Genomic DNA, 14,686 nt, shown 5'->3' on the forward strand with positions numbered 1-14,686 from the left:
GGATTGATTAAAGTCGGGATAGCAGATGATAATCGCGAAATGGTCGAACTGATTCGCCAGCATATCTCTGCGCAAGAAGACATGGAAGTCGTTTGCGTCGCCTACAATGGCGAGAGTTGTCTCGAACGCATGAAAGAACACGAAGTGGATGTATTGCTCCTCGACATCATCATGCCTCATTTAGATGGGCTTGGTGTTCTCGAAGAATTGATGAAGAAAAAGAAGAACCCTGCTGTCATCATGTTGAGTGCCTTCGGTAAAGACGAGGTCTCGCAACAGGCGGTCACCCTCGGAGCATCGTACTTCTTACTTAAACCGTTCAGCATGGATCAGCTTGTTCAAAAAATTCGTCTCGTGACGAATCAAGGACAAGCACCGATCGTCGAAACGATTGATTTAAAAGTCGGTACGACACTTCGAGAAGTGGGGATTGCTCCGCATATTAAAGGCTTCACGTATTTGAAGGACGCTGTCTTAATGGTGCTAGAACGGGAAGATTTACTTGGATTGATCACAAAGGAACTCTATCCGACGATTGCGAAAAAACATCAAACGACGGCATCTCGCGTCGAACGAGCGATGCGTCACGCCATCAAGTCCGCTTGGAACGAAGGAATGCAACAGCACGAGCTCTTCAATGGTCGAATCGAACAAGAGAAAAGTCCGAAGAACTCGGAATTCATCTCGTATGTTTCAAGTCATATGAATCAAGAACAATCTGGTTAAAGGAAACACACCGTCTGATGGATAGACGGTGTGTTTTTAGTTCCGATCCCGCTCATAGCAAGCGATCAACACGCCGTTATCAAACGTGTGTCGTTTCGTGACGTTCCAAGTAAGAGGCGTCATTCCGTTGTCGGGAAATAGACGTTTACCAGAACCAACGATGACTGGATAGTGGATCAATCGAAGTTCATCGATCAGATCAGCTTCATAAAGCGTATGAACGAGTTGACTACTACCCCAGACGTGAAGCGGTGGTCCGTCCTGTTGTTTCAAGCGTGTTAGTTCAGAAGTCGGTTGATTCAAATATGTCGTCGGCTGCCAACGAATAGGTGGTGTATGACGCGTAGAAACATACTTCATGGCACGATCGGCAACTGGCCAGATATCGGCATGGAGTGGCCAGTAACTCGACCATTGCTCGTAAGTCGCGCGACCGAGTAACAGGGCGCAATCCTCTTGCATCCATCCACGGATGACCTGACCGATCTCAGGATGCTGAAATGGAGCAGTCCATCCACCCTGTTCGAAGTCGTTGCTCACATCCTCATTCTTTCCGCTCGGTTCTTGAACGACACCGTCTAACGATAGATGTTCGAATACGATGATTTTTCGCATGAAAGATCTCCTTTCGATTACGTTCTGCTTATAGCATACCGCAAAGTTAAAAATATATAAAAGCGCTTGCAAATAAATATTGCATAAACTGAAATGTTTGTTATAATAAAGGTACCAAATGATTTGGCAAGACGTCAGATGAACGTCGAGTCGACAAGGACTCCGGAAATCCTGTTGATGAACATCATCTCAGAACGCCAACTGTAAATGGCTCAAGAATGCCGGACGACATTCTCTTGGTAGAAGTCGTACCAAGGTATCTTGTTCATTCTAGATGGGAAATCTCGAATGAATGGGAGCTTCCATGATTTCGAAGCTAGGGAAAAGTGGAAGGTAACGGATCGTCTAAAATGAAAAGTACAGTTCGTGAAAAGGAGTGTTGTCTAGCAGTGATTGTTAGCAACCGAATGTTTGACTGCTTCAAGCGGATGACATTACGCTCCACCTAGGTCCCGAGTACAGTCAGATGATGGAACTGAAACACCATTCTATCGTTAGCCCGATAGCCAGATCTGATTTCTTTCTACCTCTTCATTAAGAGGAACACCTAAGGTTTTGGAGTACACGAATAGTTCTAACTATGAGAGGAGTTCATCCGTAAGTGAAACCAATTTTATACGAGTAAAAGGTCCCGCGCTTGAAATGAATTCAAGAGATGGGGACCTTTTTCTGTGTTCATTTTTTTTGATAGCGGTCGGAGACTTTTCCACGTTTTCGATCGCGATAAAAGACATATCCTGCGACAAATCCAATGCCACCCATCGCAAGAACCAAACCAACGAGACCTTGCAGTACATATACGTAAGCCGCATCGCCTAAGTATTTAAACGGCACTTGCGCAATTAGAAAAACACTATCACGCATGAGCTTAATACCAATCGCGCCGATGATGCCGGGGATTAATAATGAGAGCAAACCAATGATACGCATAGGACGCCACTCCTTTCCAAGCGTATTGTATCAAAAAATCGATCGTTCTGCGAATCGGGTTTGCTTCCCTATTTTATTCCGAGTACGATAGAAATGTAAGCAGTTTCAAAGGGGGAATTCATATGCATCATCTACTCGTCGTCGGGGCTGGTCAAGGGGGAACAGAAGTCCTACATGCGTTTCAACGTTCACCATTATTAACGGTCATCGGTCTCGTCGATCCAAACATGGAGGCGCCTGGGGTGGCGCTTGCACGGCGTGCGGACATTCAGATCGAAACGAATTGGTCAGCTTTTGAAGGAGCTGATGTCGATTTCATCATTGACGCTACAGGAGAAACTGGCGTACTTGAGCAATTGATTCATGATTTTCCGGGAGCGGCGGTCTTACCGGGTGAATTCGTCAGAGTGTTGCTTGAGCGATTGACTGAAAAAGAGAAAATGCTCGAAGCAATCATTCATTGTACGAGCGAGGCGATTTCCGTCGCCGATCAAGACGGACAGACGATGCTGATCAATCCAGCATATACGCGTATGACTGGTTTCACGGAGCGAGACGTCGTCGGAAAACCGGCAAGTGCCGATATCGGAATGCAGGAATCCGTTCATTTGAAAGTCTTGAATACGGGCGAGAACGTGCGGGATGTTCGCATGAAGATCGGGCAAGATCAACGTGATATCATTGTCAATGCGGCACCCGTCATCGTCGATGGACAAGTCCGCGGTTCCGTTGGGGTCATTCGGGATATTTCGGAAATGAAGGCACTCGCCAAAGAATTGAAGGCAGCGCGCCAAAAAATCCGGACGCTCGAAGCCAAATATACTTTTGACGATATCATCGCTGAGAGTGAAGCGATGCGCTTCGTCGTCGATCAAGCAAAGCTTGCGGCAACGATGCCCGTCAACGTCTTGATTCGCGGTGAATCCGGAACCGGCAAGGAATTGTTTGCACATGCGATCCATGCAGCGAGCGAACGTAAATATGAACAATTCGTCCGCGTCAACTGTGCGGCAATCGCACCGACGTTACTCGAAAGTGAACTATTCGGGTACGAGGAAGGCGCGTTCTCAGGAGCGCGACGTGGTGGGAAGCGGGGATATTTCGAAGAAGCACACGGGGGTTCGCTATTCTTAGATGAGATTGGCGAACTACCACTCGACGTCCAGGCCAAACTATTACGGGTGTTACAGGAAAATGAAGTCGTTCGCGTCGGTGGGACGAAGGCGATTCCAGTCGATGTCCGGATTATCGCGGCGACGAATGCGAATCTAGAGCAAAAGATCATCATGAATGAGTTCCGAGAAGATCTCTACTACCGGATCAATCGTTTACCGATTCACATACCGGCACTACGTGAGCGACCGGATGATATCGCACCATTGACCTTGCACTTACTCCGTAAATTGAATCAAAGTTATGGACGATCGGTCGGACGGATCTCAGATGATGTACTTGAAGCAATGAAGAAGCAACCGTGGAAAGGAAATGTCCGCGAGCTTGAAAATGTCATCGGTCGCGCGTTGATTTTTACGGATAAAACAGAAACCGTCTTGCGAAAAGGTCATCTTCAGCTTGTCGTGCCACAAACAACGAAAGTCACGACGAGACAGAAAAAGGAAATCAAGCATTTATCGGACGAGATGTCACACGTCGAAGAACGGTTGATTCGGGAAGCGCTTACTGCCTTTAATGGCAACAAAACAGAAGCGGCGAAACAACTCGGAATTTCTCTTCGGGCACTTTATTACAAAGTGGAACGATTTAACATCTATTCGTGAAGCGCAAATTTTTGCGTGCAATATATTGCAAAAAATGCAAAAGCGTGCAAAATTAAAGACGTTCTTGCTTAACCTACCGTCTCTTTTGAATTGGCACGAAAATTGCTATTACTATTTATGTATGACAGGTGAGGGGGGAATACGGTGAGATTCAGTGAAATGGTCGAGCAGGCAGCTCGACTCGAAGATTCCGTCGTTGCGATTGCAGCTGCGGATGACGAAGAAGTGATGGATGCTGTCGCATTAGCAATTGAGAACGATTTAGCACGTTTTCATTTGTTCGGGGATGCGACACGGATTCAGCAGATGATTCAAAAACGAGCATTACGAGAGTCACAGTTCGTGATCACGCACACTTCTACATCACAAGAAGCGGCAGAGCGTGCCGCTCATGCCGTTCGCAAAGGGGATGCGAGCGTCTTGATGAAAGGTCTTGTTCCGACAGCAACGTTCATGAAAGCTGTCTTGAACAAAGAAACGGGTCTGCGTTCAGGGAATGTCTTGTCGCATGTCGCCTTGTTCGAAGTACCGGGGCGTGAATCAGCAATCGGATTAACCGATGCAGCGATTCACATCCAACCGACACTCGAAGACAAAGTGAAGATCATCGAAAACGGTGTCTCCGCCTTACGAGCGCTTGGATACGGCTTACCAAAAGTCGCAGTCTTAGCAGCTGTCGAAGTCGTCAATCCAACGATGCAGGCAACGATTGATGCCGCTCTGCTAACACAAATGAACCGACGTGGTCAAATCAAGGATTGCCTTGTAGACGGACCACTCGCACTCGACAATGCCGTAAATCTCGTCGCTGCCCAGCAAAAAGGGCTAACGGGAGACGTAGCAGGTCAGGCGGATTTACTCGTCGTTCCGCAAATTGAAGTCGGAAACGTCATCTACAAATCACTCATGTATTTCGCACATGCCTCGGTTGCGGCGATTCTCGTCGGAGCGCGGGCGCCAGTCGTTTTGACTAGCCGTGCCGATACAGCAGAAGCAAAAATGTACTCACTAGCCTTTGCGCTGTTAAATGCCCAACAGACGAAAAAAGTAAAACAAACAATCTGAGGAGGAACTTAAAATGGTCGAAACAAACGTAGAGTCACGCTTCAGCATCTTTGAAACAATGGAGATGGAAGATTACGAACAAGTCGTTTTTTGCCACGATAAAGTATCAGGATTAAAAGCAATCATTGCGATTCATGACACGACACTCGGACCGGCACTCGGTGGACTTCGCATGTGGAACTATGCATCAGACGAAGAGGCATTGATTGATGCGCTCCGTTTATCAAAAGGAATGACGTATAAGAACGCAGCCGCTGGGTTGAACCTTGGTGGTGGTAAAGCTGTCATCATCGGCGATGCGAAGACACAAAAGTCAGAAGCACTCTTCCGGGCATTCGGACGTTACGTCCAGTCACTGAACGGTCGTTACATCACAGCAGAAGATGTCAATACGACAGTTGCAGACATGGATTACATCCACATGGAGACAGATTTCGTTACTGGTGTCAGCCCAGCATTCGGATCAAGTGGTAACCCATCACCGGTTACGGCATACGGTGTCTATCGTGGAATGAAAGCAGCGGCAAAAGAAGTGTACGGAACAGATTCACTTGGTGGAAAAACGATTGCGATCCAAGGTGTCGGTAACGTTGCCTTTAATCTATGCCGTCATTTACATGAAGAAGGGGCGAAACTGATCGTCACAGACATCAATCAAGAAGCACTTCAACGTGCAGAAGAAGCATTCGGTGCCTTGATCGTCGCACCAGAAGACATCTACAGTGTCGAAGCAGATATCTTTGCACCATGTGCCCTCGGTGCGACATTGAACGACGAGACGATTCCACAATTGAAAGTCAAGATCATCGCCGGTGCAGCAAATAACCAACTCAAAGAAGACCGTCACGGTGACATGCTCGAAGAACGCGATATTTTATACGTACCAGACTTCGTCATCAATGCTGGTGGTGTCATCAACGTTGCCGATGAACTCGATGGATACAACCGTGATCGTGCCATGAAAAAAGTTGAACTCGTCTACGATGCGGTCACGAAAGTGTTCGAAATCGCAAAACGCGATCATTTACCGACATACCGTGCGGCTGAGAAAATGGCAGAAGAGCGCATTGCGACGATGCGTAGTGCCCGCAGCCAGTTCCTGCGTCGTGATAAAAACATTCTAGGATCACGGGGCTGATCAGAGGAGGATATCCATGAGCGAACGTATTTTAACGATCAATCCCGGTTCGACGTCGACGAAGATTGGTATCTTCGAAGGGACGAATCAGGTGTTCACGAAGACGTTACGCCATCCAGCGGAGGCGGTCGGAGGACCGCTTCCAGCGCAGCTGGAGATGCGTCGTCATGTGTTACTCGAAGTGTTAGCTGAAGAACAGATTGATTTGAAAGCGCTTACTGCAGTCGTAGGACGCGGTGGGTTACTCCGACCGCTCGTCAGCGGTACGTACGCAGTTAACCGGGAAATGCGAGAAGACTTACTCAGCGGTATTTTTGGCGTCCATGCCTCGAACCTCGGCGGACTCCTCGCTGATGAGATTGCTCGGACACTCGATATCCCATCGTTCATCGTTGATCCAGTCGTCGTTGACGAACTCGAGCCGATTGCGCGGATTACAGGCTTACCTGAACTTGAACGAAAGAGTATTTTCCATGCTTTGAATCAAAAAGCTGTCGCGAAGCGGTACGCGAAGGAAATCGGGCGTCCCTATGAGGAACTGCGCCTGATCATCGCACACATGGGCGGCGGGATTACGGTCGGTGCGCACCAAGAGGGGCGTGTCATCGATGTCAACAACGGGCTCGATGGAGAAGGACCGTTTTCGCCAGAACGCAGCGGATCGCTACCTGTTGGTCAACTAGTAGAACTATGTTATAGTACCAAGTATAAACTTGAAGAGATGAAGCGTCTGGTCGTTGGGTCAGGCGGACTTGTCGCGCACTTGGGAACGTTTGACGCGATCGAGATCGAGCGCCGGATTGAAGAAGGCGACGAAAAAGCGGCGTTGTTATATGACGCGATGGCGTACCGGGTCGCAAAAGAGATAGCTGGTCAAAGTGCCGTCTTGTTCGGTCAGATCGACGCGATCATCCTAACAGGCGGACTTGCCTATAGTGATCGGTTGACGCGTGCGATCGAAGAACGCATCGCCCACCTCGGTCAAGTCGTACGTAGTCCTGGTGAAGATGAGTTGCAGGCGCTCGCAGAAGGAGTGTTGCGTGTCTTACGTGGGGAAGAAGAAGTTAAGGAATATGGAGGCGAACCAACATGGCTAGAGAATTCGACGTCGTTGTCCTAGGTGGCGGACCCGGTGGATATGTCGCCGCGATCCGTGCGGCACAAGCCGGGAAGTCGGTAGCAATCGTGGAACAAGGAAAATTAGGCGGGACATGCTTACATCGTGGCTGTATCCCATCTAAAGCCTTTTTGAAATCAGCAGCAGTCTATCAGACGGTCAAACACGCTGCTACATATGGCGTGGACGTACCGGAATCGTTTTTACGATTCGAACAGGTCAAACAACGTAAACAAGAGATCGTAGATGGATTAGAAGCAGGCATTCAGCACCTGATGAAAAAAGGAAAGATTGAAGTCTTTCATGGTCGGGGTTCGATTCTTGGACCAAGTATCTTTTCACCGATGCCGGGAACGATCAGCGTCGAACCGGAAGAAGGCGAAGGTGAGTTGATCCTTCCGCGTCAATTGATCGTCGCGACAGGGTCACGTCCACGTCCATTGAACGGACTTGCTTTTGATTCAGAGTATGTCCTCAGTTCGGATGATGCACTCGATATGGCAGATTTGCCAAAATCGATCGTCATCATTGGTGGTGGCGTCATCGGTGTCGAATGGGCATCGATGTTGACGGATTTTGACGTCGCAGTAACGGTCGTTGAATTCAGCGATCGGATTTTACCGACGGAAGATGCGGCAGTCAGTCGTGAAGTCGCCCGTCAACTGAAAAAGCGGGGCGTCAAGATTCATACCGGCGCAGCTGCACAAAGTGACACATTCCGGATGTCAGAAGACGGTGTCTCGATCGCGATTGACCGTAATGGAGAACAAACGACGCTTGAAGCGGATAAGTTGCTCGTCGCGATCGGTCGAATGGCGAACGTCGAAGGCATCGGGATCGAAAACACGAATATCGTCGTCGAAAATGGCTTCATCCAAGTAGATGACCATTTCCGGACGAAGGATCAACATATCTATGCGATCGGAGATGTCATCGGTCGCTTACAACTGGCGCACGTCGCGTCAGCAGAAGGTGTCAAAGCGGTCGAGGCGATCGTAAACGGAACGACGACACCACTTGAATATGCGTTCGTACCACGTTGTATCTACAGCGTACCGGAAGCGGCATCGGTCGGTTTGACGGAAGACGAAGCAAAACGTGCCGGAATGGACGTCAAGGTAGGGAGCTTCTCGTTCAATGGATTAGGGAAAGCGCGGATCGAAGGAGAGGCGGCAGGCTTCATCAAGCTCGTCTCCGATGCGAAGACAGATGATCTCGTCGGCGTTCACATCGTCGGACCAAAAGCAACGGAACTGATCAGTGAAGGTGGATTAGCGCTCGTACTCAATGCAACGGCATGGGAAGTCGGACAGCTCGTGCATCCGCACCCGGCCTTGTCAGAAGCATTCGGTGAAGCAGCACTTGCCGTCGACGGACTCGCGGTTCACGCCTAAGGAGGAATTACGGATGGAAAAAATAGAATTCAAAGAATTAGTAGAACTCGGATTAACGGAACAGGACGCGATTCAGATGTTCGAAACGATGGTCCGTGCGCGGAAGATCGACGAACGGATGTGGAAGTTGAACCGAGCGGGTAAAATTCCCTTCCTCGTCTCATGTCAAGGACAAGAAGCGGCTCAAGTCGGTGCAGCGTTCGCCCTTGAAAAAGGAACGGACTACATTTTGCCGTATTACCGTGATTTAGGCGTCGTCTTGCACTTTGGTCAAACGTCACGCGATATCATGCTGTCGGCATTCGCAAAGGCAGAAGATCCGAACTCAGGTGGTCGTCAAATGCCAGGACACTATGGTTCACGTGCCTTGAACATCGTCACGGGTTCAAGTCCGGTCACGACACAAGTCCCACATGCTGTCGGGATCGCACTTGCTGCGAAGATGCGTAAGGAACCACTCGTTGCTTACGTCTCGTTCGGAGAGGGCTCTTCAAACCAAGGAGACTTTCATGAAGGGGCGAACTTCGCCGGAATTCACAAGCTTCCGGTCATCTTGTTCTGTGAAAACAATAAATACGCGATCTCGACACCACTTTCGAAACAGCTGTCGGCGAAACACGTCGCTGATCGGGCAATCGGCTACGGAATGCCTGGCTATACGGTAGATGGCATCGATCCACTCGCTGTCTACAAAGTCGTCAAGGAAGCACGTGAGCGCGGATTACGGGGAGAAGGTCCGACCTTGATCGAAGTTGAAGTCGAACGCCTCGTGCCACACTCATCCGATGATGACGATAAATCGTACCGTTCTGCTGAAGAACTCGATGCCTTAAAAGCACGTGACGGGATCAAACTCTTCCGTGCGCGTTTGATTGAAATGGGCGTCCTGACGGAAGAATCAGCGACTGAAATCGAACAAGCGATGGAGAAAGAAGTCGATGAAGCAACGGCTTATGCGGAAGCAGCGGCTTACGATGCGCCAGAAAATGCATTACGTTACGTGTACGACGAGGAGGAAACGAAATGACGACGTTAAGTTTAATCGAAGCGATCAATAGTGCAATCAAAGAAGAGATGGAACGCGACGAGTCCGTCTTCATCCTCGGCGAAGACGTCGGTGTCCGTGGTGGTGTTTTCCGGGCGACCCAAGGATTGCTCGAACAATTCGGAGAAGAACGGGTCATCGATGCACCACTCGCTGAGAGTGCGATTGCCGGTGTCGGAATTGGAGCTGCGATGTACGGCATGCGTCCGATTGCTGAAATGCAATTCGCTGACTTCATCATGCCAGCGGTCAACCAAATCGTCAGTGAAGCAGCGAAGATTCGGTACCGTTCGAACAATGACTGGACGTGTCCGATCGTCATCCGCGCACCGTTCGGCGGTGGTATTCACGGGGCACTTTATCATTCTCAGTCGGTCGAAGCGATGTTCAACTCGACGCCTGGTCTGAAAATTGTCATCCCATCGAATCCATATGACGCAAAAGGATTGCTAAAGGCAGCGATTCGTTCGAATGATCCGGTCTTGTTCTTTGAGCACAAACGAGGCTATCGTCTGTTAAAAGGGGATGTTCCTGAAGGCGACTATACGGTCGAAATCGGTAAAGCAGACGTCAAGCGTGAGGGCGAAGACGTGACGATCATCACTTATGGGCTATGTGTTCATATGGCACTTGAGGCAGCAACACGCCTTGAAAAAGACGGAATCGATGTCCACATCCTTGACTTGCGGACCGTCTATCCAATCGACCGCGAAGCAGTCGTCGAAGCAGCGAAAAAGACGGGGAAAGTCTTGCTCGTCACGGAAGACAATAAAGAAGGTAGCGTCATGAGTGAAGTGTCGGCGATCATTGCAGAAGAAGCATTGTTCGATCTCGATGCACCAATCGAACGACTCTGTGGTCCAGACGTCCCAGCGATGCCATACGCTCCGACGATGGAGAAGTTCTTCAACATCTCAAGCGAGAAAATTGAAGATAAAATCCGGACGTTACACGCATACTAAGGGGGAACTGACCGATGAAGACTGAAACACTTACGATGCCACAACTCGGGGAAAGTGTTACTGAAGGAACGATTTCGATGTGGCTTGTCAAACCGGGCGATACTGTCAAAAAATATGATCCGATTGCAGAAGTCATTACCGATAAGGTAACGGCAGAAGTCCCATCTTCGTTTGATGGTGTGATTGAAAAACTACTTGCAGAAGAAGGCGATACGTTGCAAGTCGGTGACGCGATCGTCACGATGCAAGTCAGCGGCGGATCAACGGAAGTCGCGGCGACCGAACAAGAAGTGCCAGCTGTCGAAGAGACGACGTCGGCTGATACATCGATGAAAAAACGCTATTCACCAGCGGTCTTGAAATTATCAGGCGAACACGGCATTGATCTTGAACAAGTGACGGGAACGGGAGCGGGCGGCCGGATTACCCGGAAAGATCTCTTGAAATTGATCGAGTCTGGATCGATCCCGACATCACAAGCAACGGAACCAAAACCGGAAGCGCAAGCGGCTCCGGTAGCGCCTCCGGCAGAAGCACCACCCGCACCAAAACGTCCGGTCATTGCACCACAACCGACGGAAACAGGCGACATCGAGATTCCGACTGCCGGTGTGCGTCAAGCAATCGCTTCGAACATGGTTCGCGCGAAGCACGAAGCGCCACATGCTTGGTTGATGATCGAAGTCGATGTCACGAACTTAGTCGAAGCACGTAATCGTCATAAAGATGCGTTCTTCAAACAAGAAGGGGTCAAATTGACGTTCTTACCATTCTTCATGAAGGCGACAGTCGAAGGATTGAAGAAACATCCAATCATGAACTCGACATGGGCGGGAGATAAGATCATTCAAAAGAAAGCGATCAACCTATCACTTGCTGTCGCGACGCAGGACGCTCTGTTCGTACCAGTCGTCAAGAATACGGATGAACTAAGCATCAAGGGGATTGCACGCGCGATTGATGACTTCGGGAAACGGGCACAAGCCGGCACGTTGTCGTCTGCAGAGATGCAGGGCGGGACGTTTACGGTTAACAATACGGGCTCATTCGGTTCAATCCAATCAGCACCGATCCTTAACTTCCCGCAGTCGGCGATTCTATCCGTTGAATCAATCGTCAAACGTCCAGTTTGGGTGAACGGCATGTTTGCAGCACGCGACATGGTCAACCTCTGTATGTCGATCGACCACCGGGTGCTCGACGGACTCGTTGCCGGACAGTTCCTACAAACTGTCAAACAAGCGCTCGAATCGATTGATCCGAACCAACTTTCCTTATACTGAGTTTTTCCAGTTGACAGGGAAGAATAAGCATCGTAATATAAGAATCAATTCAACACACGATAGCAAAGACGAAGAGAAGTAACTTGTGAAACGATTCAAGAGAGCTGATGGGTGGTGCGAATCAGTATCGGGCAACAAGCGAATGGCCTTCTGAGCTTCAGACCGAATCCCTTCAATGGGTAGTAGGCTCTGACGGGTTCCTCCCGTTATCGGGGTCGACGAATCAGGACAACGGTCCGGTTCGTTTCAAAGGGGACGGTGTCAGCATCGTCAACGAAGGTGGTACCGCGGGTCTTCCCGTCCTTCATGTTCTACATGAATGGGCGAGAAGACTCTTTTCGTATACAATCGAATCGAACAAACAATCGAATCGAACAAATCGTAGAGTGAGTTAAGTAGCGAGACAACATCGGCGTTTCAGAGAGCGGAAGAATGGTGCGACTTCCGTACGGCGAGGTTTCGTGAATGGTCTCATGAGAGCGTGGCTGAACGAAGAAGTAGGTCGCGACGGATGCCCCCGTTATCGTAGGCTATGATGTCTCTTATTAGACGCATCAGACAGAGTGGGAACGGTCGAACCGTTCCAATCGAGAGGTGGCACCGCGAGATAATCGTCCTCCATGCAGCATACGCTGTGTGGGGGACTTTTTTATATTCCAGGAGGCGAACAGGGATGGTTCAGACAGACACACTTATTATCGAACAACTTGAACTAAACGGCGACGAGATGACGCCAATCATGATTTTTCAACAACTGAGCGGAACACAGAAATGTTTGCTTGAAAGTTCTGCGCATACGGATCAAGGACGGTATTCGATCATCGGTGTTGATCCGGTGGAGATGATTCGCGCAGAGGGACGGACAGTGACGCGGGAACAGTTGACGACAGGTCGATTGACGCAGGAAACGGGTGATCCAGTACGACTGATGCAACAGATGATCCTCCGGGGTGGAGTTGAAGAAGATCTTCCGTTTTTAGCGGGTGGGATCGGATATGTCAGTTACGACATGATGCGCGCCTATGAAACGCTCGGAGCGGTTCCGGAACAAACGCGCCAACTACCGGACGCGCTGCTCGCCGTATACGACCAAATCATCCTGTTCGATCATCTCGAGCATCGTGTTCATTTGATTCAAACGTCACTTGGTGGCATCACTGATCGTGATGAATTACGTCAACGTTTAGCAGAACGGAAAGCGCAACTTGAGCAACCACGGGAGCGAACGGACATCGAGTGTCCACTCCGGGATGTCGTCTATGAACCGTTAATGGATCAAGAGACGTTTGAAGGACTCGTCGAACAAGCGAAGAGACACATCCGCCAAGGCGACGTCTTCCAACTGGTTCTCTCGCAACGACTTGATGCGACGTTCTCAGGTGATCCGTTCCAATTTTATCGGAAGCTCCGCAAGGACAATCCGAGCCCTTATCTCTTCTATATCGACTTAGGCGAAGCAATCGTACTCGGGGCCTCCCCGGAAAGTTTGGTCCAAGTCAAAGGGAATCGTGTGACGACGAATCCGATTGCCGGTACACGCCGCCGGGGGAAGACGAAAGAGGAAGATGGACGGTTAGCAGAAGAGTTGCTGCACGACGAGAAGGAACGAGCGGAACATCGAATGCTTGTCGATCTTGGACGCAACGACTTAGGACGGATTTGCCAAATTGGTACCGTCGAGGTGACGCGATTCATGCAAATCGAACGATTCAAGAACGTTATGCATCTCGTCTCGGTCGTTGAAGGTACGTTAGCAGACGGGAAGACTGGAGCAGACGCACTCGTCTCTTGTCTACCGGCAGGGACGGTTACGGGAGCTCCGAAAATCCGAGCGATGCAGTTGATCGACCAGTACGAGCAGGTGAAACGAGAAGTATATGCCGGGGCGGTCGGCTATTTCGATGTTCGGGGGAATATGGATTTTGCCCTCGCTATCCGGACGATGGTGATCAAGGATGGTGTCGCTTCTGTTCAAGCAGGAGCTGGCATCGTCTACGACTCGATTCCACGCCTCGAGTACCAGGAGACGTTACACAAAGCGAAATCACTACTGGAGGTTTGGAAATGATCGTCCTAATTGATAATTATGATTCTTTTACCTATAACCTATACCAATACGCATCCGTTTATACGGACGTTCACGTCATTCGAAACGATGCGGTCAGCATCGAAGAACTACGCGAGATGAAACCAGACGGCATCATCCTTTCACCCGGTCCCGGTCGCCCGGCTGACGCTGGCATCTGCATCGATCTAATTCGTCAATTATCGGGTCAAGTACCAATTCTCGGTGTCTGTCTCGGACATCAGGCAATCGGCGAAGCATTCGGAGGACGCGTCGTCGAAGCACCGGTCATCATGCACGGAAAGACATCGATGATCCGACAATCGGGACAACTCTTCGACGACATGACGGAAACGTTAGAGGTCATGCGCTATCATTCGCTGATCGTCGCTCGCAACGACTTACCGACGGAGCTCGTCATCACAGCAGAAACGGATGACCGGACGATCATGGCACTCGAGCACCGGACGCATCCGACCTTCGGAATCCAGTTTCATCCTGAATCTGTCGGAACACCACAAGGACAGCAGATGATTAAACGATTCATTGAATTGACAAAGGAGTGACG

13 protein-coding genes and 2 other annotated features are annotated in these 14,686 nt (G+C 49.7%); of the genes, 11 read left to right on the forward strand and 2 right to left on the reverse strand.

All coding sequences use genetic code 11. From position 1 onward, the window contains the following. Positions 1 to 3: 3 nt before the first annotated feature. Complete coding sequence (gene spo0A, locus KNQ12_RS08955) at positions 4 to 726, forward strand: sporulation transcription factor Spo0A (RefSeq protein WP_035398295.1); 723 nt, start codon at positions 4 to 6, stop codon at positions 724 to 726. Positions 727 to 762: 36 nt separating this feature from the next. Here the strand turns inward: spo0A and KNQ12_RS08960 are convergent, their stop codons facing one another. Both KNQ12_RS08960 and KNQ12_RS08965 read right to left on the reverse strand, forming a co-directional pair. Beyond that, complete coding sequence (locus KNQ12_RS08960) at positions 763 to 1,341, reverse strand: dihydrofolate reductase family protein (RefSeq protein WP_214747622.1); 579 nt, start codon at positions 1,339 to 1,341, stop codon at positions 763 to 765. Between the two features lie 675 nt (positions 1,342 to 2,016). Next, positions 2,017 to 2,271: a DUF2627 family protein gene (locus KNQ12_RS08965; protein WP_058265115.1), complete on the reverse strand. Its 255-nt coding sequence runs from the start codon at positions 2,269 to 2,271 to the stop codon at positions 2,017 to 2,019. Positions 2,272 to 2,393: 122 nt separating this feature from the next. Between KNQ12_RS08965 and KNQ12_RS08970 the strand changes: the two genes are divergently transcribed. The 10 genes from KNQ12_RS08970 to KNQ12_RS09015 all read left to right on the forward strand — a co-directional run bounded on the left by KNQ12_RS08970 (position 2,394) and on the right by KNQ12_RS09015 (position 14,684). After that, positions 2,394 to 4,049: a sigma 54-interacting transcriptional regulator gene (locus KNQ12_RS08970; protein ID WP_058713638.1), complete on the forward strand. Its 1,656-nt coding sequence runs from the start codon at positions 2,394 to 2,396 to the stop codon at positions 4,047 to 4,049. A 144-nt stretch (positions 4,050 to 4,193) separates the two neighbouring features. Then, entirely contained in the window at positions 4,194 to 5,114 is a 921-nt protein-coding gene (gene yqiS, locus KNQ12_RS08975) for a phosphate butyryltransferase (protein ID WP_041255026.1), read from the forward strand. A 13-nt stretch (positions 5,115 to 5,127) separates the two neighbouring features. Continuing rightward, positions 5,128 to 6,252: a Leu/Phe/Val dehydrogenase gene (locus tag KNQ12_RS08980; protein ID WP_023467593.1), complete on the forward strand. Its 1,125-nt coding sequence runs from the start codon at positions 5,128 to 5,130 to the stop codon at positions 6,250 to 6,252. Positions 6,253 to 6,268: 16 nt separating this feature from the next. Continuing rightward, positions 6,269 to 7,372 (forward strand): butyrate kinase, encoded by a 1,104-nt coding sequence (buk, locus tag KNQ12_RS08985; RefSeq protein ID WP_058265383.1) that lies wholly within the window; start codon positions 6,269 to 6,271, stop codon positions 7,370 to 7,372. Further along, on the forward strand, positions 7,342 to 8,763 hold the full coding sequence (lpdA, locus tag KNQ12_RS08990) for a dihydrolipoyl dehydrogenase (RefSeq protein ID WP_029341109.1): 1,422 nt from the start codon (positions 7,342 to 7,344) through the stop codon (positions 8,761 to 8,763). Before buk ends, lpdA begins: the two co-directional genes overlap by 31 nt. Positions 8,764 to 8,776: 13 nt before the next feature. Continuing rightward, entirely contained in the window at positions 8,777 to 9,790 is a 1,014-nt protein-coding gene (locus tag KNQ12_RS08995; protein ID WP_023467595.1) for a thiamine pyrophosphate-dependent dehydrogenase E1 component subunit alpha, read from the forward strand. Beyond that, positions 9,787 to 10,770, forward strand: coding sequence for an alpha-ketoacid dehydrogenase subunit beta (locus tag KNQ12_RS09000; protein WP_023467596.1), 984 nt, complete (start codon positions 9,787 to 9,789; stop codon positions 10,768 to 10,770). Before KNQ12_RS08995 ends, KNQ12_RS09000 begins: the two co-directional genes overlap by 4 nt. Positions 10,771 to 10,784: 14 nt before the next feature. Continuing rightward, positions 10,785 to 12,053 (forward strand): dihydrolipoamide acetyltransferase family protein, encoded by a 1,269-nt coding sequence (locus KNQ12_RS09005; protein WP_214747626.1) that lies wholly within the window; start codon positions 10,785 to 10,787, stop codon positions 12,051 to 12,053. Positions 12,054 to 12,109: 56 nt separating this feature from the next. After that, positions 12,110 to 12,361, forward strand: a binding site (T-box leader). Positions 12,362 to 12,426: 65 nt separating this feature from the next. Beyond that, positions 12,427 to 12,675, forward strand: a binding site (T-box leader). A 51-nt stretch (positions 12,676 to 12,726) separates the two neighbouring features. Beyond that, positions 12,727 to 14,121, forward strand: a complete 1,395-nt coding sequence (gene trpE, locus KNQ12_RS09010; RefSeq protein ID WP_214747630.1) for an anthranilate synthase component I — start codon at positions 12,727 to 12,729, stop codon at positions 14,119 to 14,121. Next, a complete protein-coding gene (locus tag KNQ12_RS09015) occupies positions 14,118 to 14,684 on the forward strand; it encodes an anthranilate synthase component II (RefSeq protein ID WP_035398279.1) in 567 nt (188 codons plus the stop codon). Before trpE ends, KNQ12_RS09015 begins: the two co-directional genes overlap by 4 nt. The last annotated feature ends 2 nt before the right edge of the window (positions 14,685 to 14,686 follow it).

This window comes from Exiguobacterium sp. s11 (assembly GCF_018619015.1).
Taxonomy (GTDB): Bacteria; Bacillota; Bacilli; order Exiguobacteriales; family Exiguobacteriaceae; genus Exiguobacterium_A; species Exiguobacterium_A indicum.